The sequence below is a fragment of the Allobosea sp. 05T438 genome (genome assembly GCF_056396025.1).
This window is the reverse complement of record NZ_JBFTKQ010000008.1, coordinates 171,406-196,759: the sequence shown is the minus strand read 5'-3', so window position 1 is coordinate 196,759 and position 25,354 is coordinate 171,406. Positions and strand designations below refer to the sequence as shown.

The 25,354-nt window shown below is 65.6% G+C and carries 20 protein-coding genes and 1 tRNA gene; 4 read left to right on the top strand and 17 right to left on the bottom strand.

Going from position 1 to position 25,354, the window contains the following annotated elements:
- Positions 1 to 178: 178 nt before the first annotated feature.
- The 3 genes from AC1DIN_RS17890 to AC1DIN_RS17880 all read right to left on the bottom strand — a co-directional run bounded on the left by AC1DIN_RS17890 (position 179) and on the right by AC1DIN_RS17880 (position 4,559).
- Positions 179 to 252, bottom strand: a tRNA-Gln gene (locus tag AC1DIN_RS17890).
- Between the two features lie 746 nt (positions 253 to 998).
- Positions 999 to 3,038: an NAD(+) synthase gene (locus AC1DIN_RS17885; RefSeq protein ID WP_476767084.1), complete on the bottom strand. Its 2,040-nt coding sequence runs from the start codon at positions 3,036 to 3,038 to the stop codon at positions 999 to 1,001.
- A 171-nt stretch (positions 3,039 to 3,209) separates the two neighbouring features.
- Positions 3,210 to 4,559 carry a nucleotide sugar dehydrogenase gene (locus AC1DIN_RS17880; protein ID WP_441473430.1) on the bottom strand — a complete coding sequence of 450 codons (1,350 nt, stop codon included), beginning with the start codon at positions 4,557 to 4,559 and terminating at the stop codon, positions 3,210 to 3,212.
- Positions 4,560 to 4,896: 337 nt separating this feature from the next.
- Here AC1DIN_RS17880 and AC1DIN_RS17875 point away from each other — a divergent pair, with 337 nt between their 5' ends.
- Both AC1DIN_RS17875 and AC1DIN_RS17870 read left to right on the top strand, forming a co-directional pair.
- On the top strand, positions 4,897 to 6,561 hold the full coding sequence (locus tag AC1DIN_RS17875) for a GMC family oxidoreductase (RefSeq protein ID WP_476810762.1): 1,665 nt from the start codon (positions 4,897 to 4,899) through the stop codon (positions 6,559 to 6,561).
- Between the two features lie 157 nt (positions 6,562 to 6,718).
- Positions 6,719 to 7,246, top strand: a complete 528-nt coding sequence (locus AC1DIN_RS17870) for a hypothetical protein (RefSeq protein WP_476810761.1) — start codon at positions 6,719 to 6,721, stop codon at positions 7,244 to 7,246.
- A gap of 65 nt (positions 7,247 to 7,311) precedes the next feature.
- On the opposite strand, the gene AC1DIN_RS17865 is transcribed toward AC1DIN_RS17870, so the two are convergent.
- The 3 genes from AC1DIN_RS17865 to cobD form a co-directional block, all read right to left on the bottom strand.
- Complete coding sequence (locus tag AC1DIN_RS17865) at positions 7,312 to 8,529, bottom strand: MFS transporter (protein ID WP_476810760.1); 1,218 nt, start codon at positions 8,527 to 8,529, stop codon at positions 7,312 to 7,314.
- An 18-nt stretch (positions 8,530 to 8,547) separates the two neighbouring features.
- Positions 8,548 to 9,519 carry a D-2-hydroxyacid dehydrogenase gene (locus tag AC1DIN_RS17860; protein WP_441473434.1) on the bottom strand — a complete coding sequence of 324 codons (972 nt, stop codon included), beginning with the start codon at positions 9,517 to 9,519 and terminating at the stop codon, positions 8,548 to 8,550.
- A gap of 87 nt (positions 9,520 to 9,606) precedes the next feature.
- Positions 9,607 to 10,629 carry a threonine-phosphate decarboxylase CobD gene (gene cobD, locus AC1DIN_RS17855; protein ID WP_476810759.1) on the bottom strand — a complete coding sequence of 341 codons (1,023 nt, stop codon included), beginning with the start codon at positions 10,627 to 10,629 and terminating at the stop codon, positions 9,607 to 9,609.
- Here cobD and cbiB point away from each other — a divergent pair.
- Entirely contained in the window at positions 10,628 to 11,605 is a 978-nt protein-coding gene (gene cbiB / locus AC1DIN_RS17850; RefSeq protein WP_476810758.1) for an adenosylcobinamide-phosphate synthase CbiB, read from the top strand. The genes cobD and cbiB overlap by 2 nt on opposite strands.
- A 143-nt stretch (positions 11,606 to 11,748) precedes the next feature.
- Here the strand turns inward: cbiB and AC1DIN_RS17845 are convergent, their stop codons facing one another.
- From AC1DIN_RS17845 to AC1DIN_RS17835, 3 genes are all read right to left on the bottom strand, one after another.
- The gene (locus AC1DIN_RS17845) at positions 11,749 to 13,404 is read right to left on the bottom strand and encodes an acyl-CoA dehydrogenase family protein (RefSeq protein ID WP_476810757.1); all 1,656 of its coding nucleotides are present in this window, start codon (positions 13,402 to 13,404) and stop codon (positions 11,749 to 11,751) included.
- Positions 13,401 to 14,021 (bottom strand): TetR/AcrR family transcriptional regulator, encoded by a 621-nt coding sequence (locus tag AC1DIN_RS17840; RefSeq protein ID WP_476810756.1) that lies wholly within the window; start codon positions 14,019 to 14,021, stop codon positions 13,401 to 13,403. Before AC1DIN_RS17840 ends, AC1DIN_RS17845 begins: the two co-directional genes overlap by 4 nt.
- 348 nt (positions 14,022 to 14,369) lie before the next feature.
- Positions 14,370 to 15,368 (bottom strand): helix-turn-helix transcriptional regulator, encoded by a 999-nt coding sequence (locus tag AC1DIN_RS17835; protein WP_476810755.1) that lies wholly within the window; start codon positions 15,366 to 15,368, stop codon positions 14,370 to 14,372.
- Positions 15,369 to 15,739: 371 nt separating this feature from the next.
- On the opposite strand from AC1DIN_RS17835, the gene AC1DIN_RS17830 reads away from it, so the two are divergent.
- Positions 15,740 to 16,567 carry an acid phosphatase gene (locus AC1DIN_RS17830; RefSeq protein ID WP_476810754.1) on the top strand — a complete coding sequence of 276 codons (828 nt, stop codon included), beginning with the start codon at positions 15,740 to 15,742 and terminating at the stop codon, positions 16,565 to 16,567.
- 288 nt (positions 16,568 to 16,855) lie between these two features.
- Here AC1DIN_RS17830 and AC1DIN_RS17825 read toward each other — a convergent pair whose 3' ends face one another.
- The 8 genes from AC1DIN_RS17825 to AC1DIN_RS17790 form a co-directional block, all read right to left on the bottom strand.
- A complete protein-coding gene (locus AC1DIN_RS17825) occupies positions 16,856 to 17,221 on the bottom strand; it encodes a hypothetical protein (protein ID WP_476810753.1) in 366 nt (121 codons plus the stop codon).
- Positions 17,222 to 17,236: 15 nt separating this feature from the next.
- Complete coding sequence (locus AC1DIN_RS17820; RefSeq protein ID WP_476810752.1) at positions 17,237 to 18,436, bottom strand: pyridoxal phosphate-dependent aminotransferase; 1,200 nt, start codon at positions 18,434 to 18,436, stop codon at positions 17,237 to 17,239.
- A gap of 24 nt (positions 18,437 to 18,460) precedes the next feature.
- On the bottom strand, positions 18,461 to 20,095 hold the full coding sequence (locus AC1DIN_RS17815; protein ID WP_441473442.1) for a hydantoinase B/oxoprolinase family protein: 1,635 nt from the start codon (positions 20,093 to 20,095) through the stop codon (positions 18,461 to 18,463).
- An 11-nt stretch (positions 20,096 to 20,106) separates the two neighbouring features.
- Positions 20,107 to 22,197, bottom strand: coding sequence for a hydantoinase/oxoprolinase family protein (locus tag AC1DIN_RS17810; protein ID WP_476810751.1), 2,091 nt, complete (start codon positions 22,195 to 22,197; stop codon positions 20,107 to 20,109).
- Positions 22,198 to 22,311: 114 nt separating this feature from the next.
- Positions 22,312 to 23,148 (bottom strand): transporter substrate-binding domain-containing protein, encoded by an 837-nt coding sequence (locus AC1DIN_RS17805; RefSeq protein ID WP_441473444.1) that lies wholly within the window; start codon positions 23,146 to 23,148, stop codon positions 22,312 to 22,314.
- Positions 23,149 to 23,196: 48 nt separating this feature from the next.
- On the bottom strand, positions 23,197 to 23,847 hold the full coding sequence (locus AC1DIN_RS17800) for an amino acid ABC transporter permease (protein ID WP_476767089.1): 651 nt from the start codon (positions 23,845 to 23,847) through the stop codon (positions 23,197 to 23,199).
- 7 nt (positions 23,848 to 23,854) lie between these two features.
- On the bottom strand, positions 23,855 to 24,523 hold the full coding sequence (locus AC1DIN_RS17795) for an amino acid ABC transporter permease (RefSeq protein ID WP_441473446.1): 669 nt from the start codon (positions 24,521 to 24,523) through the stop codon (positions 23,855 to 23,857).
- A 71-nt stretch (positions 24,524 to 24,594) separates the two neighbouring features.
- Positions 24,595 to 25,335, bottom strand: a complete 741-nt coding sequence (locus AC1DIN_RS17790; protein ID WP_441473447.1) for an amino acid ABC transporter ATP-binding protein — start codon at positions 25,333 to 25,335, stop codon at positions 24,595 to 24,597.
- Between the last annotated feature and the right edge of the window lie 19 nt (positions 25,336 to 25,354).

Below are 25,354 nucleotides of genomic sequence, written 5' to 3'. Positions count from 1 at the left end.
GAAGGCAGCGGTACCTCATCATATTTCTGCTGTTGCAGATGCCGCGACTGTCGGCCTCCCGGCATTGGTTGAATGTTCTCTTCTGGCGCTGGCTGGACCGCGGTTCAATCGTGAGCCCGAAGGGCGAGGATGGCTGGGGAGCGGAAACAGCGAGCGCTGTCTGACGATTTTTTCCAGGTGGTTCCCGCTTATGGATTCGAACCACAATTTTCAGAGCCAAAATCTGACGTCCTACCGTTAGACGAAGCGGGATCGTCTAACCTTGCTGTCGCTGATAAATCTGCGCGGCCGAATGCACCGGCGTCTCCGTTTTGATTGGCTACGGATTGCAGCATTGCTCGCGCTCGCTCGTCAACTGCCGCTCCGGGTGGGGAGCCGGCCGAGAGGACTTGCTCGAAAGCTGACGCTGCCGCTCGGGGTCAATCGGCCAAGAAGGGCGGCGCGCTCACCCGGAAAGCCGGGCTGCCGCACCTCACTGATCATAATTGCGCGGTCCCTTGAACGCTCTGTGGGAGGCATTCACGATCCCGGCGAACGGGTGAGAGGCGCCTTCTTCAACTAACGAAAGGCATTCCCAAACATGTCCGTCTGACGTGCGGGCGCGCCAACGCCTGGCAGCATGTAGGCTGGCCCATCCGCTCTTTTGCTGGGAACGGTATCTTGCGTGACACAACCGACTGGCCCGAGAAGGATGAACACCACGGTGAGGCATCGTTTCAGCACGGCGAACTCCATCGTTGCATTCCGGAACCAGAGCCAGATTTCTTCTTCGGACAGCCCGCTTTCGCCTGCCATTCGCACGACCTCGAAGCTGCAAGGCTGCCCCTTGGGACAATCTGCGAAGGCGTGTCGTCGTACCGGGTTTCTATCACATGATAGCAGGCACGACGGCGACAACCGAAAGCGGACATGCTTAAGGCCCCACTTGGATCGGGATCTGACGTTACGGACCTCGCCGCTTGCGCTGGGAGCGTGCCCGACGAACTAAACCCTCTCGCTCAATCCGGAATCCGCTCCCAATCCTTCAGCCAGGGCGCGGCGGAGGCGTCGCTCGGCGCGCGCCAGTCGCCGCGTGGCGAGAGCGAGCCGCCGGAGGAGACCTTCGGGCCGTTGGGCATGGCCGAGCGCTTGAACTGGCTGGTCTCGAAGAAGCGCCGGATGAAGACGCCGAGCCAGCGCTTGATCACCGGCAGATCGTAGGCGACGCGCTTGCCGGCTTCCATGTTCGGTGGCCAGTCCCCGGCGGAGGCATCGCGCCAGGCATGCTCGGAAAGGAAGGCGATCTTGCTCGGCCGGAAGCCGTAGCGCGTCGTGTAGAACAGGTTGAAATCCTGCAGCGCATAGGGGCCGACGAAATCCTCGGTCTTCTGCGCCGGCTTGTCGCCATCGCCCGGCACCAGCTCGGGCGAGATCTCGGTCGCGAGGATGTCGAGCATGACATCCGAGGCCTCGGAGCCGAAGCGGCCGGACTGCGCGACCCAACGGATCAGGTGCTGGATCAGCGTCTTCGGCACCGAGCCGTTGACATTGTAATGCGACATGTGATCGCCGACGCCATAGGTGCACCAGCCGAGCGCCAGCTCCGAGAGGTCGCCGGTGCCCATCACCAGCGCGTTGTGCCGGTTTGCGAGGCGGAAGAGCACGGAGGTGCGGGCGCCCGCTTGCACGTTCTCGAAGGTGATATCGTAGACCGGCTCGCCCTTGGCGAAGGGATGGCCGATATCGATCAGCATCTGCCGGCAGGCCGGCGTCATGTCGATTTCCTCGGCACTGACGCCAAGCGCCCGCATCAATCGCCAGGCGTTGTCCTTGGTGTCCTTGCTCGTCGCGAAGGCCGGCAGCGTATAGGCGAGGATGTTTTCGCGAGGCAGGCCCAGCTCGTCGAAGGTGTGGGCGGCGACGATCAGCGCCTGCGTCGAATCGAGCCCGCCGGAGACGCCGATCACGACCTTGTCGAGCCGCGTGCTCTCCAGCCGCTTGCGCAGCCCATGCGACTGGATGTTGTAGGCCTCGAAGCAGAGCTCGTTCAGTCTGGCATCGTCGCTCGGCACGAAGGGGAAGCGCTCGACGGTGCGGGCCAATCCGAGATCGTTGTCGCGATCCGGCTCCAGCGTGAAGTCGATGCGACGGAAGCCGAGCCGGTCGCGGTTCACATCGGCGCTGTCGCCGAAGGTGTTCTGGCGGATGCGGTCCATCGCCAGCCGTTCGAGATCGATATCGGCGAGGATGAGTTGCGGCTCGGCGGCGAAGCGCTCCGCCTCGGCCAGCAGCGCGCCGTTCTCGTAGATCATCGCCTGCCCGTCCCAGGCGAGGTCGGTGGTCGACTCGCCGGTGCCCGCGGCGGAATAGGCATAGGCCGCGATGCAGCGGCCGGAATGGGCCTTGCAGAGTGCGTGGCGCCAGTCCGACTTGCCGATGGTGACGTTGGAGGCCGAGAGGTTGAGCAGCACGGTCGCCCCGGCGAGCGCGGCGTAGGACGATGGCGGGATCGGCGTCCAGACGTCCTCGCAGATCTCCATATGCACCACGAAGTCCGGGATATCGGCCGCGGCCAGCAGGATATCCGTGCCGAACGGCACTTCCTGGCCGCAGAGATCGATATAGAGCGCGCCCGCCCGCTCGCCCGAGGCGAACTGCCGGCGCTCGTAGAACTCGCGATAGTTCGGCAGATAGGTCTTGGGCACGGCAGCGAGGATGCGCCCGCGATGGATCGCGACGGCGCAGTTGAACAGCCGCCCCTCGACCCGCAGCGGCGCGCCGACCACGACGACGCCGCGCAGCGCGCGACTCTCCGCGACGAGGTGCCCCAAGGCCTCGCGCACGGCATCGAGCAACGCATTCTGCTGCAGCAGGTCGTCGATGGCATAGGCGCTGATGCCGAGTTCCGGGAACAGGGTCAGCGACGCCCCGCTCTCGTCCGCCCGCCGCAGCATCGCAATCGTCTCGGCCACGTTGAAAGCCGGATCGGCCACCTTCAGCCGCGGCGCGGCGCAGGCGATCCGGACGAGACCGTGCGAATGGATGTTGCGGAAAGTCATGGAGACTCCGTTAGGCTCGGACGCCGAAAACACGGCCATCGCTTATCGCGCAGGCCATAGCCGCAGAGCAATGCTCGCTCCGGCGACCCTGCCCGGCTGTCGGGGCGAGAAGCCAACGCAGATCAACCCAGCTGCCTGCCTATCATACCACCGCCGTCCTCAAAGCGCGGGTCAGGCCTTGATCACGTTGGCTGCAGAGGCGCCGTTCCGTTCGCAAGCGTTACGCGTGTCTATAACCAGCCGCGCTTCTGCGACGAGCCTCTTGTAATCGACAGCGTCGTGGTCGGTAGCGATGAGAACGGCATCGAAATCGCCGATCGTGCCGGGAGCGAGATCAATGGATCGGCGCCCGGCAAGGCCGCCATGCTCCCTGGTCTGCGGAATGATCGGAACATGCGGGTCGTGATAGGATGCCTGGGCGCCGCGTTGCTCGATCAGCTCGATCAGGCGCAATGAAGGGCTTTCGCGCATATCGTCAACATTCTTCTTGTAGGCGGCGCCGATGACGAGAATCCGCGCTCCGTTCAGTCCGCGCGCGAAATGCTGATCCAGACCGTGCGCGAGTCGTTCGACAACCAGATGCGGCATCGCCGTGTTGATTTCGCCTGCCAGCTCGATGAAGCGCGCCGTGATCCCGTATTCCCGGGCCTTCCATGAAAGATAGAAAGGATCGATCGGGATGCAGTGCCCGCCCAGCCCCGGGCCGGGATAGAACGGCATGAAGCCGAACGGTTTGGTCTTGGCGGCATCGATAACCTCCCAGATATCGATGCCCATGGCCGCGTAGATCGATTTCAGCTCATTGACGAGCGCAATATTGACCGAGCGAAAGATGTTCTCGGTCAGCTTCACGGCTTCGGCCACGGAGGTCGACGAGACCGGCACGGTCTGGACGACGAGCTCGCCATACAGGGCCTGCGCTATCGCGAGCGCCTCGGGGCCGTCGCCTCCGACGACCTTGGGTATCGAGGCGGTTCCAAAACGCGGATTGCCCGGATCTTCGCGTTCGGGCGAGAAGGCCAAGTAAAAATCCGTGCCGCTCTTCAACCCGGTTCGTTCGAGGATCGGCTTGAGGACTTCCTCGGTCGTACCCGGGTAGGTGGTGGATTCCAGCGCGATGAATTGCCCCTTCCGCAAACGTCCCGCGATGGTTTCCGCCGTCTGGACGACGAAGCTCAGATCCGGCTCGCGGTGGCGCGTGAGCGGGGTCGGAACGCAGATGATAAGGCCGTCTGGCTCGTCCAGCCGCGAAAAGTCGTCCGTGGCGAGAAAGCGCCCCGCCCTCGCGGCCGCGGCGAGATCCTCGGCCTGAATATGCTTGATCCCGGTTCTGCCCGCGTTGAGCTCGGACACGCGTGCAGAGTTGATGTCGAAACCGAGCACGTCGAAGCCGGCACGCAGAGCAGCCAAGGCGAGCGGGACGCCGACATACCCCAGGCCGATGATCCCAACCCGGAAGCTACGGTCCAGCACGCGCTGCAGCAGCTTCTTCGCCGCCTCATCCGGCAGAATTTCATTCATATCGCTCATTCTCGGACGGACGGCAGCTGGAGCTTCGATGCCGGGCGCGTCTTGCCGCTCCTTGCGAAAAGGACGCATGCGAACGCCTAGCAATCCCACCTTCGGCCACATCCTCGCGGCGATGACAAGTATGCCGCAGTCCGTTCCGATATCAGTGCGAGAACTTCACCCGGTTTTCAGCGCGGCGACCCGTGATCGGCTTTCAGGCCCAGATGAGCCGCAGAGAAGCAGCACGGATGTGCATATCCGCGCGCTGACACAGCGTTCCGACCTATGCCAGATTGCACCTCCACCGCCGGCGAACAGGCGGGTTCGCAGCTAAGCCCTTGGAAACGCCATGCCAGATACGCCTTCGACCGACCGCCGCCTGATCGGCACCTTCGACTACGTCGTCATCGGTGCGGGCTCGGCCGGCTGCGTCGTCGCCAATCGGCTGGCGGCCGATCCCGAGACCAAGGTCCTCGTCCTCGAAGCCGGCGGCAACGACGACTGGATCTGGCTCCACATCCCGGTGGGCTATCTCTTCGCCATCGGCAATCCCCGCGCCGACTGGCTGTTCCAGACCGAGCCGCAGCCCGGGCTCGGCGGCCGGGCCCTGGCCTATCCGCGCGGCAAGGTGGTCGGCGGCTCCTCGGCGATCAACGCCATGGTCTATATGCGCGGCCAGGCGGCCGACTATGAGGGCTGGCGCCAGCGCGGCCTCAGCGGCTGGGGCTGGGACGACGTGCTGCCCTATTTCCTCAAGCACGAAGACCATATCGCGCCGCCGCCCGGCGGGATGCACAAGGCGGGCGGAGAATGGCGCGTCGAGCATCCGCGTGTGCGCTGGGCTATCCTCGATGCCATCCGCGACGCGGCCGAGGCCGCCGGCATCGCCAAGATCCCGGACTTCAATACCGGCGACAACGAAGGCTCCTCCTATTTCCAGGTGAACCAGCGGCGCGGGCGACGCCTGAGCGCCTATCGCGCCTTCCTGAAGCCGCTGCTCGAACAGCGCGACCGGACCAATCTCAGGCTCGAGACGCGCGTTCATGTCGAGCGCATCGTCTTCGAGGACGGCCGGGCGAAGGCGATCGAGTTCACCCATGGCCAGGGCACTCCGAGCGAGGAGAAGCTCAGGGTCGAGGTCCGCGGCGAAGTCGTGCTGTCGGCGGGCGCCGTCGCCTCCCCTCTCCTGCTCGAACGCTCCGGCATCGGCGGCGGGGCACGGCTGCACAGCCTCGGCATCGAAACACTGGTCGACGCGCCCGGCGTCGGCGAGAACCTGCAGGACCATCTGCAGATCCGGCCGGTCTACAAGGTCCACGGCGTCAAGACGCTGAACAGCGACTATGCCAGGATCTGGCGCCGGCCGCTGATGGCGCTGCAATGGGCGGCTTTGCGTTCCGGCCCGCTGACGATGGCGCCCTCGCAGGTCGGCGCCTTCGCCAAATCCGCGCCGCATTATGCGACGGCAAACCTGCAGTACCATTTCCAGCCGCTCTCGCTCGACAGCTGGGGCTCGGGCCTGCACCCCTTCGACGCCTTCACCGCCAGCGTCTGCAATCTCAGGCCGACGAGCCGCGGCAACGTCCATCTGCGCTCCGCCGATCCGTTCGGCCCCCCCGCGATCTCGCCGAACTACCTCGATACCGAGGAAGACCGGCAGGTCGCGATCGACGCGCTGAAGCTGACGCGCCGGATCGTGGCGCAGGCACCGCTGGCGCGCTTCCGGCCAGAGGAGTACCTGCCGGGCGAAGGCGCCCAGTCGGACGAAGCCCTGCTCGAAGCCGCCGCCAAGCTCGGCACCACGATCTTCCATCCGGTCGGCACGGCGAAGATGGGCGGCGACGACGATCCGGGCGCCGTGCTGGACGAAAGGCTGCGCGTGCGCGGCGTCTCGGGCCTGCGCGTCATCGATGCCTCGGTGATGCCGACGATCACCTCCGGCAATACCGCCAACCCGACGATGATGATCGCCGAGAAGGGCGTGGCCATGCTGAAAGAGGATGCGCGCCGTTAGACCGGGCGGAACGGAACCTCATTGCAGGTGCAGCTGCGCAATCCGGGAGACCGGGAGTTCTGCCGCCGCCAGATTGCTTCGTCGCATCGCTTCTCGCCATGGCGGATATCGAGCGGCACGGAAATGCCATAAATCCGGGCCAATAAATCCGGCTGCGATGTCCGACAACCTCCCGCCCCCGCCCGCCCCGGAGCGCGGCCCGCTGAAGCGCGGGCTGCTCGCGGCACTGCGCGCCGTCCTCACCGTCTTCATCGTCCTCGACGAGCTGCTGCGGCCGCTCTACCGGCCGCTGATCCGCCGGCTCGCGGGCCTGCGTGTCATGCGCAGGCTTGAGGAAACGGTCTCTGACCTGCCCCGCCCGCTCGTCCTGCTGGCGCTGGCGATCCCGTTCGCCATCGCCGAACCGCTGAAGCTCTTCGGCCTGCTGCTGTTCGCGCGCGGGCAGTTCTGGGCCGGGCTCGTCGTGACAGCCTTCGCGCATCTCATGAGCTTCGTCTTCGTTGAGCGCATCTATCATGCCGGCCGCGAGAAGCTGTTGAGCTATCGCTGGTTCGCCTGGATCATGGGACAGGTGGTGCGCGTGCGCGATCAGGTGCTGGGCTGGGTACGCGCCTCGGCCGCCTATGGCTTCGCCATTCGCACCCGTGACACCGCCCGGCGCTGGTGGCAGGGCCTTTTGGCCTGAGCCTTCATAATGAAGCAACTTTGCGAGCCCTCATCCTGAGGGCCGAGAATTTTCAAGCACCGCTGCTAGCGCCGGCTGCGCGCCAGCAGGACAAGCGCGATGGCGGCGAGCGCCGATACGGCGATCAGCAGCAGCGTCGAAACCATGACGCCGCCGCGCTGCAGCGAAACGGCGAAGACGAGCGGCGCCGCCGCCTTGATGACGAGGCCGGGCGCCGAGAGCTTGCCCATCGTCGCGCCGAAGCCGACCGGGCCGAAGAGCTGGAGCGGAACGGTGCCGCGCACGATCGAGCTCAGCCCCATGCTGATGCCGAAGGCGATGGCGAACAGGCCGGCGGCCACCGGCAGCGAGCCGCCGATCAGGAGCAGCACAAGGCCCAACGGCATCAGCCAGGCCGAGACCCAGGCGGTGGTGATCGGCGAGACCGCGCGGCCGAACAGCATCTCGGCGAGGCGCCCGGCGACCTGAGACGGCCCGAGCATCGCGCCGAGGCCGACCGCGACGGCGGCGCTGAGCCCGAAGCCCTCCAGCAGCGCCAGCATATGCACGGCCATGGCCGAGACCACGAAACCCTGCAGCGAAAAGGCCAGCGCCAGCAGCAGGAAGGCGCGGCGACGGGCATAGCCCGTGAGATAGGTCACTTCCGGTTCCTGCGGCACGGGCGATGCGGCATGAGCGGCCGGCGCGACGACCGGCCGTTTCACCCGCCCCGGCAGGAAGACGAAGTGCAGCGGCATGCAGACGAGGATCTGCGAAAGGCCGTAGAGCCGGTACACGCCACGCCAGTCGAGGATCGCGAGCAGACTGCTGGTGAGCGGCCAGAACAAGGTCGAGGCGAAGCCACCGATCAAGGTGAGCTGGCTGATGGCGCGGCGCGCCTGGCTTCCGCGTGCCTGCGTCAACGCCGCGAAGGCGGCATCGTAGAAGACGGCGGTGGTGACGGCCTGCAAGGCCACCATCGCAAGGACGTACCCGACCATGCCGCGCGCCTCGGCCAGCGCCAGCAAAGCGAGACCGGCCAGCGCGGAGCCGGCGGTCATCACCAGTCGCGTGCCGTAGCGGTCGATCAGGCTGCCGGTGACGGGCGCGACCGCGCCACCGAGGAAGAGACCGACCGCGAAGCCGCCATAGGTCCATTCCGGCGCCCAGCCGAAGCTCGCGGTGATGCGGGGCGCCAGCACGGTGAAGGCGTAGTAGAGCGCGCCGTAGCCGAAGACCTGCGTCACACCGAGCGCAAGGATGAGCGACGGCCCGCCGGGCCGTCCGAACTTGGGCCAGGGCATGGCCGCCCCCTGTTCCGGTCAGACGACCTGGTTGCGCAACGCCGTCTCGCCTCGGCCGAGGCGATCGAGATTGTCGAGCAGGATATCGACCACATTGCCTTCATAGGCGCGGGTCTCGCCGGCGCTGTGCGGCGTGACGATGACCTGCGGCAGGCGCCAGAGCGGCGAGGCGGCCGGCAGCGGCTCCTCATGGACGCAGTCGAGCCCGGCACCCGCGATCCCGCCGTTGCCGAGGGCATCGAGCAGCGCCGCCTCGTCGACGACACGGCCGCGCGCGACATTGATCAGGAAGGCCGAAGGCTTCATCGCCGCGAGGATGCGGGCGTCGATCAACCCTTCGGTCTCTGGCGTCAGCGGGCAGGTCAGCGTGACGAAATCGGCTTGCGCGACCGTCTCGGCGAGCTTGTCGGGATGGACGACGGCCTCGACATGAGGCTGAGGCTCGGAGCTGCGCCGGACTCCGATGACGCGCATGTCGAAGGCGGCGGCGAGCTTCGCCAGCCGCAGCCCGATGCGGCCGAGCCCGACGACGACCAGCGTCTTGCCGCCAAGCTCGTCCTCACGCAGCGCACGGTCGCCGATCATCGGGCGCCAGTGCTGCTTCGCCTGGTTGTCGCGGGCGAAATGTATCTGACGCGTGAGCGCGAGGATCAGCGACATCGCATGCTCGGCGACCGCCCGTTCATTGCTGCCCTGCGCGCTTGCGAGGCGGATGCCGGCTGCCCCAATCGCCGCCTTGTCGAACTGGTCGGTGCCGGCGCTGATCGACTGGATGAAGCGCAGCTTCGGCAGGCGCGGCAGAAGGTCGTTACGCCAAAGGCCGGAGACGACGAGCACATCCGCCTCCGGCGCGCGCTCTCGCAATTCGTCGAGATTGCGGACCTCGAAACTCCCTGCCGCTCGTCCGCGCGTCGCGAACTCGTCACCCAGCTGGTAGGCGGCGTGGGCGAAGCCGATCGTCAGTTCACCTTCCGGCGGCAGGAATGCCATGCGTTTTCTCTCCCCGAATCCTTTTCGGTGGACGTTAGCTGGCGCGCCGGCTCCTGTCCCCGCATCCGCCGCATGCAAGCTTCACGCTTACGCCGATGCCTCCCGCGCATCGACGGTGAGCGCCGTCTGCAGGCGCGACCAGCCGGCGTCGTCGCCCGGCAGACCGAAGCGCAAACGATCCGGCGCGTTCTGGAAACGGCGGACATAGATGCCGTGGCGGCCGAGGCGCGTGAAGAGCGCCGGCGCCGCGGGCGTCTCGAGCAGGCGGAACAGGCTGGTGCCGCCGAGGATGCGGCCATGGGGCGCGAGCAACGCGTCGAGACGCGCGGCATCCCGTGCGCGCTCTCGGCCGGCGCTGGCCAGCCATTCGGCATCCGCCAAAGCCTGGGCACCGACTTGAAGGGCGGGGCCGGCGACCGACCAGGGGCCGAGCGCCGCCCTGAGCCGCGCCATCAGTTCGGCTGCGCCGATCGCGAAGCCGAGGCGCAGGCCGGCGAGCCCATAGGTCTTGCCGAAGGAGCGCAGCACGATCGCACCGGGCGGCAGTTCCGGCACGGTGCTGGTCTCGGGCGTGAAATCGGCGAAGGCTTCGTCGACGACCAGCAGACCGCCGCGCGCGGCGCAGAGCGCCGCCAGATCCGCGAGTTCTGCCCGCGACAGCGCGCGCCCATCGGGATTGTTCGGATTGACCACGACGATGGTCGCGGCCTCTTCCAGCGCGGCCGCCTCGGCGACCGCGAAGCCCGCCTTGCGCCAGGCATGGCCGTGCTCGGCATAGGTCGGCCCGAGGATGGCGACGGGCCCCGACGGCGCAAGGCGCGGCAGCAGCTCGATGAGGATCTGCGTGCCGGGCGCGGCGACGATGCCGACGTGATCCGGCACGCGGTAGGCCGCGCGTGCGGCGGCGATCAGCGCCGCCTCGTCATCGGCGCCGGGCAGGCGCGTCCACAGGCTTAACGGCAGCTCCGGAAGCGGATAGGGGATCGGATTGATCCCGGTGGAGAGATCGATCCAGGGTCCGGGCGCATCCGGAAAGAGCGCACGGGCTGTGGCGAGATCGCCGCCATGCCAGATGCTGTCCTCAGCCACGATTGCGCCCGCGCCCCGCATGAACCTCTCCGCCAGCCTGCCGCTACTCATGCTCGCCCTCGCGATCGAGGCGGCCTTCGGCTATCCCTCGCGCTTCTATGCCGCAATCGGCCATCCCGTCACCTGGATTGGCAAACTGATCGGCGTGCTCGACCGGGCTCTCAACCGCGAGGCTTCGTCCTTCGTCACGCGAAAGGTCATGGGCGTGCTGGCGCTGGCGCTGTTGCTCGCCGTCACCATCGCATTGTCCGCATTGGTCCAGCGTCTGTGCCTGTTCTTCGGGCCGCTCGGCCTCATCCCGCTCGCGCTGATCGCCTCGACTCTGATCGCACAGCGCAGCCTCTACGAGCATGTCGCCCGCGTCGCCGAAGGATTGGAACGCGAGGGGCTGGAAGGCGGCCGCCGAGCCGTCTCGATGATCGTCGGGCGCAATCCGCAGACGCTGGATGAAGCCGGGGTTGCGCGCGCGGCGATCGAAAGCCTCGCCGAGAATTTCTCGGACGGCATCGTTGCGCCCGCCTTCTGGCTTGGTGCGGGCGGCCTGCCTGGTATCGCCGCCTACAAGGCGATCAACACCGCCGATTCGATGATCGGCCACCGCACGCCGCGCCATCTCGCCTTCGGCTGGGCGGCGGCTCGGCTCGACGACCTCGTCAACCTGCCGGCTTCGCGACTGACGGCGCTGCTGCTGGTCGCCTCGGCCGTGCTCGACCGGTCGGCCGATGCAGGCGGCGCCTGGCGAGCCCTGCGGCGCGATGCAGCGAAGCACCGCTCGCCCAATGCCGGCTGGCCCGAAGCGGCGATGGCCGGGGCGCTGGGGCTCCGCCTCGCCGGGCCACGCATCTATGGCAAAACCCGTGTCGAGGATCACTGGATGGGCGATGGCCGCGCCGAAGCGAACGCCGCCGACATCCGCCGGGCGCTTGCGCTGTACCGGCGCGCCTGCGGGTTGCTGTGGGGACTGGCGGCAGTGCTGGCGGCTATGACGCTGCTTTGACCTTCGCCCGCACGTCATTCTCGGGCGGAGCGAAGCGCAGACCCGAGAATCTCTGGACGAGAAGGCGCCGGGAGCCTCCTTCGGCATGAGATGCTCGGGTCAAGCCCGAGCATGACGCCTAAGATGCGTCTCGGGTCGAAGTCTCAGTTCGGGTCCGGCACGGCGCGCCGCGCGATCGCCTGCAGATCGGCTCCCAGCGGCAGCGAGCCGAAATGGCCAGACCAGCCGCCCGCCAGACGCGAGGCGATGAAGGCATCGGACACCGCATGCGGCGCGTGGCGGATCAGCAGCGAGGCCGACAGCGCCAGCGCCATGCGCTCGACGAAGCGCCGCGCCAGATGCTCGTGGCGGAGAACGTCGACGAGATCGGTCTCCAGCTCGTTCAGGAACGCGTCGTAGCGTGGGTCGGTGCCGCGCGCCGCGCGCAATTCGTCGAGCAGCGCCGGCACGCAATCCGGATAGCGGCGGATCGAGCGGAGAACGTCGAGGCAGACGACGTTGCCGGCGCCCTCCCAGATGCCGTTGAGCGGCGCCTCGCGATAGAGCCGCGCCATCAGATGGTCCTCGATGAAGCCGTTGCCGCCATGGCATTCCAGCGCCTCGACCACCACCGGCGTGGCGCGCTTGCAGTTCCAGTATTTGGCGATCGGCGCGCCGATGCGGCCGATGAGCTTCTCCGCCTCGCTCTCGCCCTCGCGGTCGAGCGCATGGACGAAGCGGAAGGCGAGCCAGGCGGAGGCCTCCGCTTCCAGAGCGAGGTCGGCGATGACATTCGCCATGATCGGCTGGTCGATCAGAGCCTTCTGGAAGGCGCGGCGGTGCGCGGTGTGGTGCGCCGCCTGCGCTACCGCATGGCGCATCAGCCCGGCCGAGCCGACGGCGAAATCGAGCCGCGTATAATGGTTCATCTCCAGCCCGGCGCGGATGCCATGGCCGGGCTCGCCGATCAGATGGGCGATGACGCCGCGGAATTCGACTTCCGAGGAGGCGTTCGACTTGTTGCCGCATTTGTCCTTGAGCCGCTGGATCTGCAGCCGGTTGCGCGAGCCGTCGGGCAGCCAGCCCGCCACGACGAAGCAGGAGACGCCCTCCTCCGTCCGCGCCAACGTCAGGAACACGTCGGAATGCGGGACGGAGAAGAACCATTTATGGCCGGTGAGCGAATAGGTGCCGTCGGCATTGCGCGTCGCGACCGTCTGGGTCTGGCGAAGGTCGGAACCGCCCTGCTTCTCGGTCATCGCCATGCCGACCGTGCCGCCGCGCTTCTGCGCGGCCGGCAGCGGACGCCCGTCGTAGTCGGAGGAGGTGACCAGCCTGCCGAACCCGGCCCAGCGTGCCGGATCGCGCTGCAGGACGGGGATCGCCGAATAGGTCATGCCGAGCGGGCAGCAGATGCCGTTCTCGCCCTGGTTCCAGAGATAGGAGACGGCAGCACGCGCCACTTGCGCGCCGGCTCGCGGTCTGGTCCAGCACAGCGAATGGAACTCGTCGCGCATGGCGAGCCCCATGAGCTCGTGCCAAGCGGGATGGAACTCGATCTGGTCGACGCGTCGGCCCCAGCGATCATGCGTGCGCAGTTCCGGCAGGCTGCGATTGGCCTGCCGGGCAAGATCCTGCACGCGTTGCGAACCGACATGGCCCCCGACGACGCTCGCCTGCTCGCGGAACCAGCCGGCGCCGAAGGTGTCGAGGATGCGTCCGAGCGCCGGATCGGCGGCAAAGGCATCGTAATCCGCCAGTGCCGGAGCCTGGTTCAGCACCTCATGCGTGTCGTAGCCGTAAGCGTCGAGCGTGGTCATGCGGACTGTCCTTCACGGGAAATCAGCGCTGCGAGGGAGAGATCGGCAAGCGCGGCGGCAATCTCGCGGCCGCGTTCCGAGGTGATCGGCCGTTCGGGCGAGAGCGGGCCGATCAGCGCCTCCATGAACCCTCCGACGATCATCGCCGCCGCGGCATCGGGATCGACGGCACGGAAAGCGCCCTGCCCTTCGCCTTCCACAACGATTGCGCGGAAGATGCCGGCGATCTCGCGGCGATAGTCGAGGCGCGTCGCGTCGACAGCCGGGTCAGCGGGCTCCGCAATCATCGACCATGCCAGGCGGCGATTGGCGAAGGCGCGACGGGCGAAGGCCTCGACCGCGGCGGTCAGCCGCTCAGCGACCGGGGCATCGCTTGCGGCGATCTCGCGCAGCACGGACAGTTCGCGAGAGGACACCGCCGCGACGATCTCGGCCATCAGCTCGGCCTTGGACGAGAAATAGGAATAGACGCTGCCGGTGGAGACGCCGCTGGCGGAGGCCACTGCGGCAATCGAAGTTTCGTGGAAGCCAACCTCCGAAACAATGCCGCGCGCGGCGGCGAGGATCGCCTCCCGCTTCCCGGCCTTGCGCGGCTGTCGCGGCATCATATCAGGCATGAGCTTTCTCAAAACTTGAATCTGAATTCAAATTCAAATTGAGAGCAAAGCCGACCAGCGTCAAGCCTGCCGGCCTCCACCCGCCTCAGGCCTCATCCGGATTGATTTTGTCTCAGGGAATTCGATCCGGGGGGCGCGAGGTTCAACCGGGGGTCGCGGCGCGAGACGCCAGGCACCAGCCAACGCGCGAAACTGCCCCGTTCCGGACGTCCGCAATGTCCGGGCCCGGCACCTGAAGGAAGCGGAACCCGGACGCTTGTCGATACTGAGACGCCTGCCCTTTCGGCCGTTGCGTCAAGGGCGGCGGCGATCGCCCGATCGGCAAGACGCCCCAGGGAAAAACGCCTTTCAGCAGAGCCGCGCCTGCTCGCGGAACTGGCGCGGCGTGACGCCGGTCATCCGGCGGAAAGCGCGGCTGAAATGCGCCGGATCGGTGTAGCCGGAGGAAAAGGCGACGTCGATGATCCTGCAATCGGTGTCGCGCAGCAGCCGGCTCGCATTCTCGTACCGGACCGTGTCGAGGATGTCCGAATAGGACAGGCCGACATGGGCGAGCTTGCGTTGCAGCGTCCGCCTGCTGACGCCCGCGATTTCGGCGACGTCCGCCAGAGCAGTGGTTCCCTCGTCGAGATAGGCCGGCAGCATCAGCTTGAGCAGTTCGACGATGTCGTAGGGGGAACGGCCGTCCTCGTTGTCGCGCGGCGGCGCAAACGCGGCGGGCATGCGGTTGGGGAGGCCGAGCAAGGTGAGCGGCAGGCTGATCCAGGCGGAACGCTGGTCCGACAGGAACCGCACATTCGGCCAGCAGGATCGCGTCGCCGGGCTCGGCGCATAGGACGATTCGAAAGCGATCGCCGTCGGCATCCAGTCGGCCCCGGCGAATTGCCTGATGATATGGACCGGAAAGATGTTCTGGATCCATTGCGCGTATTTCAGATGCAGGTGCCCGGGTCCGGCGAGCCGGCTGCAGACCCGGACATGATCGGCGTGATGTTCGATCCACATGCTCAGGATGGTGTCTTCCCGCGATGCCTCGTGGCAGGCGTGCCGGAGCGCGACGAGCAGCGTCGGAGAATGCGCGATCAGGACCCGCGTCCTTTCTCTCATATGGGAGAAATGCAGCAGCTGGGCCGCGAGAAAGCCGAAATCCTCGATGCCCTGGCTTCTCTGGGCCGTCTCGACGAAACGCAGCGCCGGCAGGAGCGGCAGGTAGAGATCGCTCTTTTCGGCCAGGGACGATGGCAGCCGCGACCTCTCCAGAAGCGTCTCAGTCGGAGCGCCGATATCGTCGAGGATGCTGACGAAGGGCAGCAGGAACTGGCCGCGCGTCAAAGGGATATCAGCCATCGGACCTCGCCGCGATCACCGGATCGACGCTTTTCACAGGGCCGAATGTCGGGGGGATTCGCGACCGGCGGAGACGGAGCATAGCCGGTCCCGATTGGCGCGAAATGGCAAGACGAGCAGGCTGCCCATGCACGAAATGCGCGCAACGGAATTCGCCTGCCGATCGAGGCGATCGTGCCTGCAGCGCCCGTAAGCGCTCTCGCAGGCACGGACGGCGCGAGGAGATCGCACTCGCGGGAGCGGCGCTCGCACGGCGGACAGGGCGCCCAATCCCTACGACGTGATGCAGCACGGGCCTGCGGTCGCGGCAACATACCGGTTCTGACCGGGCGTTCATGAGTTCAGCCATGTCGAAAGGAATGGGAATGTCGATGACCGGGACTGCTGTGAGGGCCGCCCATGTTTCTCTGCTGGCGCTATTCGCGTTCTGCGGACAGGCGTTCGCGCAGACGGGCGAAGCGCAGACGAAGGTCACCGACCCGCATTTCAAGATCGCACCGGGCTATCTCAAGCGCACCGACCTGCCGAACAGCCTGGTCCTGCTTGGCCCGCCGCCCGAGGCGAATTCGGCTGCGCTGGCCCGGGACGAAGAAACACGCAAGGCGACGCTCCCCTTGCGCAACACCGCGCGCTGGAAGCTCGCCTATACCGACGCCGATCTCGCCTTTCCGCAGGCCGCCGACAATTTCTCCTGCGCGATGGGGGTCAGGATCGACAGCAAGCAGACCCCGCGCCTCTACGCGATGATGCAGAAGATGCTGTCGGATTTCGGCCTCTCCACCTATGGCGTGAAGAACAAATACAACCGGACCCGCCCCTTCGTGGTTCACAACGAAGCGACCTGCCGGGCTGATCAGGAGGCGATCCTGCGGAGTGACGGCTCCTACCCGTCCGGCCACACGGCCGCCGGCTGGGGCTGGGCTCTCGTCTTCGCGCAGATCAATCCCGAGCGCGCGGATGCGCTGCTCAAGCGCGGCATCGAATTCGGGCAGAGCCGCGTGATCTGCGACGCCCATTGGCAGAGCGATGTCGATGCGGGGCGCATCATGGGCGCGGCGACGGTTGCGCGGCTGCAAACCGACCCGGCTTTCCTCGTCGACCTCAAAGCCGCGAAAGCGGAAGTAAAGGCTGCGAAGGCGAAGCAGGTCACCCCGACGCCCGGCTGCGCTGCCGAGGCCGCAGCCTTGTCCGGGCAATAACGGGCCATCCCACAAAGCACCGGGCGCTCGCCTATGGCGAGGCTCAGCGATGAACACCGAAATGGGCAAGAGTGACCCAGCAAGTCAGTGTATAGACAACCGTTCCCACTGCGACGATCGCGATCTCAGCCATATCACGCTCCATCGATCCTCCAGCAACCAGATCCGGGCGAACGTCGTTCTGGGCTTTGATCTGTCGGCGCCGCCAGATAGTCGAAGCCGCCGCCCAACCGATTGCTGCAGGATTGGCGGACGAACTTTGCTCGGATCATTTCGTGCATAGGCAGGTCACCCGGTCTTGCCATTTTGCGCCAAACGCGCTGGCAACCTTTCATCCGCGTCGGACCGACCCGATCCAGCTACCACGGCGTCGGTCACTCGCGGATGCTTGCCCGGCATGAAGACATGCGAGCAGACCGGGCAAAGCCCGAGCCGGCGAGCCGCAGCCTCGAAGCGGCTTGTTCCAATGCTCCGAAGAAGCTGAGCTTTCGGAACAGGTCGATTGCCGGCGTGCCGCCTTCTCGCTCCGAAGGTCCGCTTGCGGCCGGAAGGCCGTTGTCGGCTTGCCTCCCAGGTCGGCAGCTCGGCCGGCTCGATGTCCGCGAGCGCACTAAGCAATTTCCGGACACCGAGCGTCTGCTCGACCGCGTCCATCGGCGCTTGATCCGGTCAAAGGCTGGCGACTGCGGCTCCGATCCGCCGACATGCTTCTTTCAGCGATTGCTCGGAAGCAGCGAAGGAAATCCGGACGTGTCCGTCCAGGCCGAAAGCGCTCCCCGGCACACTGGCCACCTCCCCCTGCTCCAGCAGGTAGGACGACATGTCGGCGTCATTTTCGATCCGCTTCCCTTGAGGTGTCGACCTCCCGATCAGGCCGGAGACGTCGACGAAGACGTAGAATGCGCCCTCGGGGCGAACGATCCGCAGGCCGGGCACGGCAACCAGCGCGGCCACGACCAGATCGCGGCGTTTTGCGTATTCCGCACCCGCCTTGCCTACGAAATCCTGCGGGCCGGTCAAAGCCGCCAGGGCTGCGGCCTGCGAGACCGACGAGGGGTTGCTCGAACTTTGCGACTGCAGCTTTCCGATCGCCTTGATGAGGCCTTCAGGACCGGCGGCATAGCCGATCCGCCACCCTGTCATCGCATAGGCCTTGGAGACGCCATTGACGATCAGCGTGCGGTCACGAAGCTCCGGGCATGCCTTGGCGAAGGATGTGAAACGACGCCCATCATAGAGAATGTGCTCGTAGATCTCGTCCGACATGACCAACACATTGGGGAAATCGGCGAGCACGCCGCCCAGCGCCTTGAGCTCCGCCTCATCGTAGATTGCGCCACTTGGGTTGGAAGGGGCGTTGAGGATGAGCCAGCGCGTCTTCGGCGTGAGCGAGGCGCGCAGAACCTGCGGCGTGATCTTGAAGCCGGTCTCCGCGGTGCACGCGACGACCTTCGGCACGCCGCGCATCAGCAGAACCATGTCAGTGTAGGACACCCAATAGGGAGCCGGCACCAGGACTTCGTCGCCTTCTTCGAGCGTCACCATCAGCGCGTTGAAGATGATCTGCTTGGCCCCGTTCGCGACCGAGATCTCCGTTGGCTTGTAGCCGAGCCCGTTTTCGCGGGCGAACTTTTCGGCAATCGCCTTCTTGAGCTCTGGCGTCCCGTCCGCGGCGGTGTATCGCGTCTGCCCGGCGCGCGCCGCGGCGTAGGCAGCTTCGATGATGTGGTCCGGCGTGTTGAAGTCCGGCTCACCGAGACTCAAATCGATGACCGGGCGCCCCTCGGCCGTCATTTTTCGTGCCTGGAGCGAGATCGCCATCGAGGGCGATGGCTTCACCTGCCGAATGATGCTGTTTTCGTAGTTCATCGTCGAATGTCCTGCGAGCGGCATTCAGGCGGTTACGTAGTCGAGGCGACGATCGCGAGAGCTGGCCTCAGCCTCGCGCTCGGACGGACGGCCATAGCCGCCACCGCCGGGCAATTCGAGCACGAGGCGGCGTCCCGCCGGCACGTGCTGGCGCCCCTTGGCTCGCAACACCGTGCCGTCGTCGAGATGAACGGAACCCGGTGCGCCGTTCTCGCCCCCCTCGCGGCCGCGCGGAGGATGTTCGATGCGATCGAACATGGCATTGAACGAAATCTCATGGCCCGGCTTGGGAGCGATCTCGACCACCTGTCCCAGGCCACCACGATATCGGCCATTGCCGCCCGAGCCGTCCCGCAGTTCCTTGCGCCAGAACACGACCGGACCGACATGCTCGGTGGCTTCGATCGACATGGAGTGCACGCCGCTCGGGAAAGCCGTGGCAGAAAGACCGTCGAGTGCCGGGCGAGCGCCCGCGCCTCCGGAGTTGAAGAGCAGCACTTCGGCACGCTGGCCGCCGTCGGCGGGGGCATTCGCGCCCTTCAGCGGACGGACGCTGACATGCAGGTTCCAGAGCGCGCCGGAGCCTTCGGCGGGGACGGTGCCGGGCAACATCTTGTGCACGGCGCCCAGGACTGCATCCGGGACCAGATGGCCGAGGACGTGGCGAACGGCCACCGGAGCCGGGCGCTGTGCATTGAGGATGCAGTCGACCGGAGCCGCGACCTTGAAAGGCAGCAGCGATGCGTAGTTGTTCGGAATCTCGGGCGCCAGCGAACACTTCAGGGCGTAGCAGGCATAGGCGGCCGAGTAGATGACCGGGCAGTTGATGCCGAGCGGGCTCGGAGCCGATGTGCCGGCGAAATCCACCAGGATGTGATCGGAGGCGACATCCATGCGGACCGCGATATCGATGGGGGAACCGTAGCCATCGACCCGCATGACATTGTCGTAGCTGCCGTGCGGGAGCGCCGCGAGGCGTTCCAGGGTTGCCTGCAGGCTCCGTTCGAAGATGAACTCGCTCAACCCTTCGAGATCGATGAGCTTGAACTCGTCCATCATGTCCATGAGACGGCGGTGGCCGATCTCGTTGCAGGCCGCGAGCGAATAGACGTCGCCGACGACCTGGTGCGCTTCACGAACGTTGTTGCGCAGGATGTTGACGAGATCCTTGTTCACCGTGCCACGCTCGGCGAACTTCATGATCGGGATGAAGATGCCCTCTTCGTACACCTCGTTGGCGTCGGGGCCGAAGCCACGGCCGCCGACATCGACCACATGGGCGGTACAGGCGAAGAAGCCGATCAGCGAACCGTTGCGGAACGAGGGCGAGACGACCGTGAAATCATGCAGGTGCCCTGTGCCCTTCCACGGATCGTTGGTGATGTAGACGTCGCCCTCGAAGATGTTCTCGCGGCCGATGTCGTTGATGAAGTGTCCGACGGCCTCGGCCATCGCATTCACGTGGCCGGGCGTGCCGGTCACTGCCTGGGCGATCATCTGACCGGCCTGGTTGAAAACACCCGCCGAAAGGTCGCCGGATTCTCGCACCGAGGTCGAGAAGGCGGTGCGGATCAAGGTGACGGCCTGCTCCTCGACGACGGAGATCAGGCGGTTCCACATGATCTGCATGTGGACGTTGGAAAGCGCGTTGTTGCTCATGCCGATCTCCCTCAGACGGTGCGCTTATTGCGCAGGAGCAGGCAGCCATCGGCCTGCATGATCGCCTCGCGGCTGGCTGTGACGATGGTGGAGGTTTCGCGCTCGGTGATGACGGCCGGACCCGAGACCAGATCTCCGGTCTTCATGTCGGCTCTCGCTACGATGCCGGCCTCGAGGAATGCTGCGATCTGACTGTCGAAGATCGGGCGCTTGGCCGGCGCGGCGATCGTCCTCGGCTCGCTGGCCCAGGCGACGTGGTCCACCGGCGGAACCTCGGAGGTGGCGCGCAGCGACCAGCTGACGATCTCGACATCGAGACCGTCGATGAGGCGCCCGAAGAAGCGCTCATACGCCTCATCGAACAGGCCACGGAAATGCGCTCCGTCTGCCTGGGCGTAGTCGCGAACCTCGACCGTGACCGGAACCTCCCAGCCTTGACCGACGTAGCGCATGTAAGCCGTGCATTCGAGCGTCGGCACCGCATCGGGCGCACCGCTGCGGACGAAGGACGTCGCCTCCTCGGAAAGCTCGCGAATGAGCGTGTTGACCGATTGAGCATCGAAGCGTGTCAGACGGAGATAGGCGCTGCGCACCGACTCGAAACCGAAGGGAGCGCGCAGGAAGCCGATAGCGGATCCGACGCCGGCACCGGGCGGAATGATCAGTTCATCGACGCCGAGCTTCTCGCAGAGACGTGCAGCGTGGATGGGCGCCGCGCCGCCGAAGGCGATCATGGTGAACTCGGCCAGCTCCTTGCCGTTCTCCACGGCGTGCATGCGTGCCGCATTGCTCATGTTCTCGTCGACGACTTCGCTGAGGCCGAAAGCGGCGGTCGCGGTGTCGATCGACAGCTTGCCGGAAATCTCGCGATCGAGCGCGCTCTGCGACGCCTCGGTCGAGAGCTTGATGGCACCGCCCGCAAACTCGTTCGGATCGAGGCGGCCGAGAACGAGGTCGCCATCCGTGACAGTCGGCCGGTCGCCGCCGCGGCCGTAGCAGGCGGGCCCGGGCTCGGAACCGGCGCTATGGGGGCCGACCCGGATCTGCCGCATGGAGTCGACGCTTGCGATCGAGCCGCCGCCGGCTCCGATTTCGACCATTTCGATCACGGGGATCGAAATCGGCATGCCCGAGCCCTTCTTGAAGCGATAGGTCCGGGCGACCTCGAAGGTCTTCGCGGTCTTGGGAACCTGTCCCTCGATCAGGCAGATTTTCGCGGTCGTGCCGCCCATGTCGTAGGACAGGACCTTGTCGAGGCCGTAGCGCGCGGCAATGTGCGCGGCAAAGATCGCGCCGCCGGCCGGGCCAGACTCGAGCAGACGGACCGGAAACTCGATCGCGCTTTCGACGCTGATGATGCCGCCGCCCGAGTGGATCATGAAGACCGGGCAGGTGAGCCCTTCGTCGCGCAGGCGGCCGACGAGCCGGTTGAGATAGGAAGCCATCAGCGGCTTCACATAGGCGTTGGCGCAGACCGTATTGAAGCGCTGGAACTCCCGCATCTGCGGCGAGACTTCCGAGGAGATCGAGACGGCGACATTGGGCAGGCGAGCGAGAAGCCGGTCGCGCACTTGCCTCTCGTGGCGGCCGTCGATGTAGGAGTGGATCAAGCCGACGGCGACGCTTTCGAAGCCGCCGGCCGCGATGCGGTCACAGAGCGCGTCGAGTTCAGCGTCGTCGATAGCCTTCAGCACGGTGCCCTCGGCCGAAATCCGTTCGTCGAGAACGAAGCGCTCATCGCGTGGCACCAGCGGGGCAGGAAGCACGATATTGAGGTCATACTGCTCGAACCGGCTTTCGGTCCGCATCTCGATGACGTCTCGAAAGCCTTTGGTCGTGATGAAGGCCGTGCGGGCGCCGCGCCGCTCGATCAGGGCATTGGTGGCCAGGGTCGTGCCGTGGATGACGGTATCGACCTGATCCAAAGAGACATTGGCCAGCTCCGCCACCTGGCGGATGCCGTCAACGATCGCCTGCTCCGGGAAGGCGTAGTTGGTCAGGACCTTGGTGGAAAACAAAGCCGCGCCCACTTCCATGGCGACGTCCGTGAAGGTTCCGCCGATATCGACGCCGACCCTGATCTGCTTGCCGTCTGTCGTCATGTCCGTGCACTCGTTCTGGAACACTTGTTCGGGGCGCAATTATCCGGTCCCGGGCCATTTCGGCCCGGGCGGGAAACAGCGATCTGGAGGAAGGCGCGGCGAAACCGCTCCTCGTTATTGACCGGTGAAGTTCACACCGGGAAGTGAGGTCGGCAGCGTCGGCCGATCGGCGCCGATCCACTTCTTGTAGAGCGCATCGAGCGTGCCATCGGCGGTCCGGCGCTTCACGAAGTCGTTCAGCCAGTCGAGCATCTGCTTGTCGCCCTGGCGGACCGCCATGCCCTGGTAATTGTCCGCGACCTTGAACTTCCGCTCGTACTTGCCGTCGTTACCCGTGCTCTTGATGACGAGCCCGTAGGTCACGCTGCCCAGAATGGCGTCGACCTGGCCGGCGAGAAGCGCCTGGACCGTCGATGCATCATCGTCGAAGCGGCGGATCTGCGTGCCGGCCGGAGCGGCCTTGACGAGGATCGGATCGAAAACGCTGCCGCGATTGACGCCGATGACGTATTTGCCGAGGTCTTCATTGCCTTTGATCGGCGCGTCCTTCTTCGCCCACAGGGTGATGTCGTTGGCCGAATAAGGCAGCACGAACTGAATGACCTTGGCGCGTTCCTCGGTGATCGTCATCGACGGGACGAGGATGTCAGCAGTGCCGCTGGTGAGCAGCGGAATGCGATTCTGGCCGGTGATGCGGGCGAACTCGGGCTTGACGCCCAGTTCCTTGGCGATGAGCTCCGAGATCTCGATGTCGAAGCCTTCATTCTTGCCGGCGGCGTTGATGAAGCCCCAGGGAAACTGATCCATCTGCACGCCGATGACGATCTTGCCCTTGGCCTTGATCTCATCGGGTGTGATCGCCTTCGCGGGAGCAATTCCCAGCGTCAGCGCCGCGACTGCGCCGCCTGCCAGAGCAAGCACTTCCGCGCGCGTAAAGCCGAACTTCTTCATCGCTTTTCCCCTCGTTGTTCAGCCGGGCCGACCCCGGCGGATCTTGCGTTACCGACCGGCGTGAAGCCGCTTCTCGATCCGAGCGCTTGCGAGCGTCAGCGGGAAGCAAATCAGGAAGTAGATCAGCGCGACCGCGGCGTAGGTTTGCAGCGGCTGAAAGGTGATGTTCGCCATGAGTTGGCCCGAGCGTGTGAGCTCGGTCAGGCCGACGAGAGCCGCCAGCGCGGTGCCCTTGATCAGATTGACCAGGAAGCCCACCGTGGCCGGCATCGCGATCCGGAACGCTTGCGGGAGCACGATATCGACCATTCGCGAGGCGTAGCCGATACCGAGAGCATTCGCCGCCTCGGTCTGCCCCTTCGGCACGGCCTCGATGCTGCCGCGCCAGATTTCGCCGAGGAAGGCGCTCGTGTGCAGCGAAAAGCCGACGATGAGCGCGCCCCAGATGCCCAATGAAAGCCCTGCCAGTTGCAGGCCGAAGTAGAAGAAGAACAGCTGCACCAGCAGCGGCGTGCCCTGGAAAACCTGGATATAGACGGTCGTTACGCGCCTCAGCCACGGAGAATTGCTCGTCCGGGCGAGCGCCACACCAAGCCCTGCGATGCCTCCGACCACAAAAGAGACGAGCGACAGCAGAATGGTCCACTGCGCGTGGGAGAGGACAAAAAGGAATTCGTTGAAGCCGAACGGGCGGATCATTCGAGCCTCACTTCACCGGGTAGGAAAAATAGACGCGGCCGATCCCCTGCAGGACAAGCGACAGCAGCTGGGAGAGCGCGAGATAGATCGCGCCGACGACGAAATAGACTTCCGTGGAGCGGAAAGTCTGAGCGTCGATGGTCTGAGCCGCGTAGGTGAGGTCCTCGGCCGAGATCGAAGCCACGATGCTCGATGTGAGCATCAACAGGATGAACTGGCTGCACAATGCCGGGTAGACCGCCCGAACCGCCGGCCGAAAGATAACGAAACGAAAGATGTCGATGCGGCTCAGTCCGAGGGCGCGCCCCGCCTCGAACTGTCCTTTGTGAATGGAATCGAGACCGCCGCGGATGATCTCGGCTGTGTAGGCCGCACAGTTGAGCGACAATGCCAGGATCGCGGCCTGCTCGGTTCCCAGGCGATACCCCAGCGCTGGCAGGCCGAAGAAGATGAAGAACACCTGGACCAGGAACGGGGTGTTTCGAACGATCTCGATGTAGCCAAGGGCGAATGCCTTCAACGCCGCCCAGTCGGCTGCGCGCAGCAGCATCAGGCCGATGCCCATGACCAGACCCAGCACGATCGATATCGCCGAGATCTTCAGCGTGCTGAATGTGCCGTTCAGGAGCTCTGGCCAGGCCGCGAGGACGGGGCCGAAGTCGATCGCATATTTCATGGGAGAGGTTCAGCCATATCTCTGCTTGGACTGAGCGGGACCGCGCAGCGCGGTGTGCGGTTCGGAAATCGCTAGTGGTTCAGGATCTGGCCGAGGAATGCGCGGGTGCGTTCGTGCTTGGGAGAGTCAAAGAATTCCCCTGGCGGAGCGCTCTCGATGATCCGCCCCTGATCCATGAAGACGACGCGATGAGCGACGGCCCTGGCGAAGCCCATCTCATGCGTGACGCAGATCATGGTGATCCCGTCATCGGCCAGCGAGATCATCGTATCGAGCACCTCCTTGACCATCTCCGGGTCGAGGGCAGATGTCGGCTCGTCAAAAAGCATGATGTCCGGCCCCAGGCAGAGAGCGCGCGCAATGGCAACGCGTTGCTGCTGCCCGCCGGAGAGCTGGGCGGGATACTTGGCAGCCTGCTCGGCGATCCGGACGCGCTCCAGATACTGCATGGCGCGGGCCTTGGCGTCGGCCGGACTGGTTTTCCGAACGCGACGCTGCGCCAGAGTGCAATTCTCCAGAACCGTAAGATGGGGAAACAAATTGAACTGCTGGAAGACCATCCCGACATTGCGCCGAATCTGATCGACGTTGGATCCGTCCCGGCCAAGCTCGATACCGCCAACGCGGATAGAACCTGCCTGGGTACCTTCAAGATGGTTGATGCAGCGGATCAGTGTCGACTTTCCCGAACCCGACGGACCGCAGAGGACGATGTGCTCGCCGCGGGCCACCGACAGGTCGATCTGGGTCAGAACCTGATGACTGCCGAACCACTTGTCGACGCCGGCCATTTCGATTGCCATGTCGGTCATGGTTGAACGCCTCCCTCTT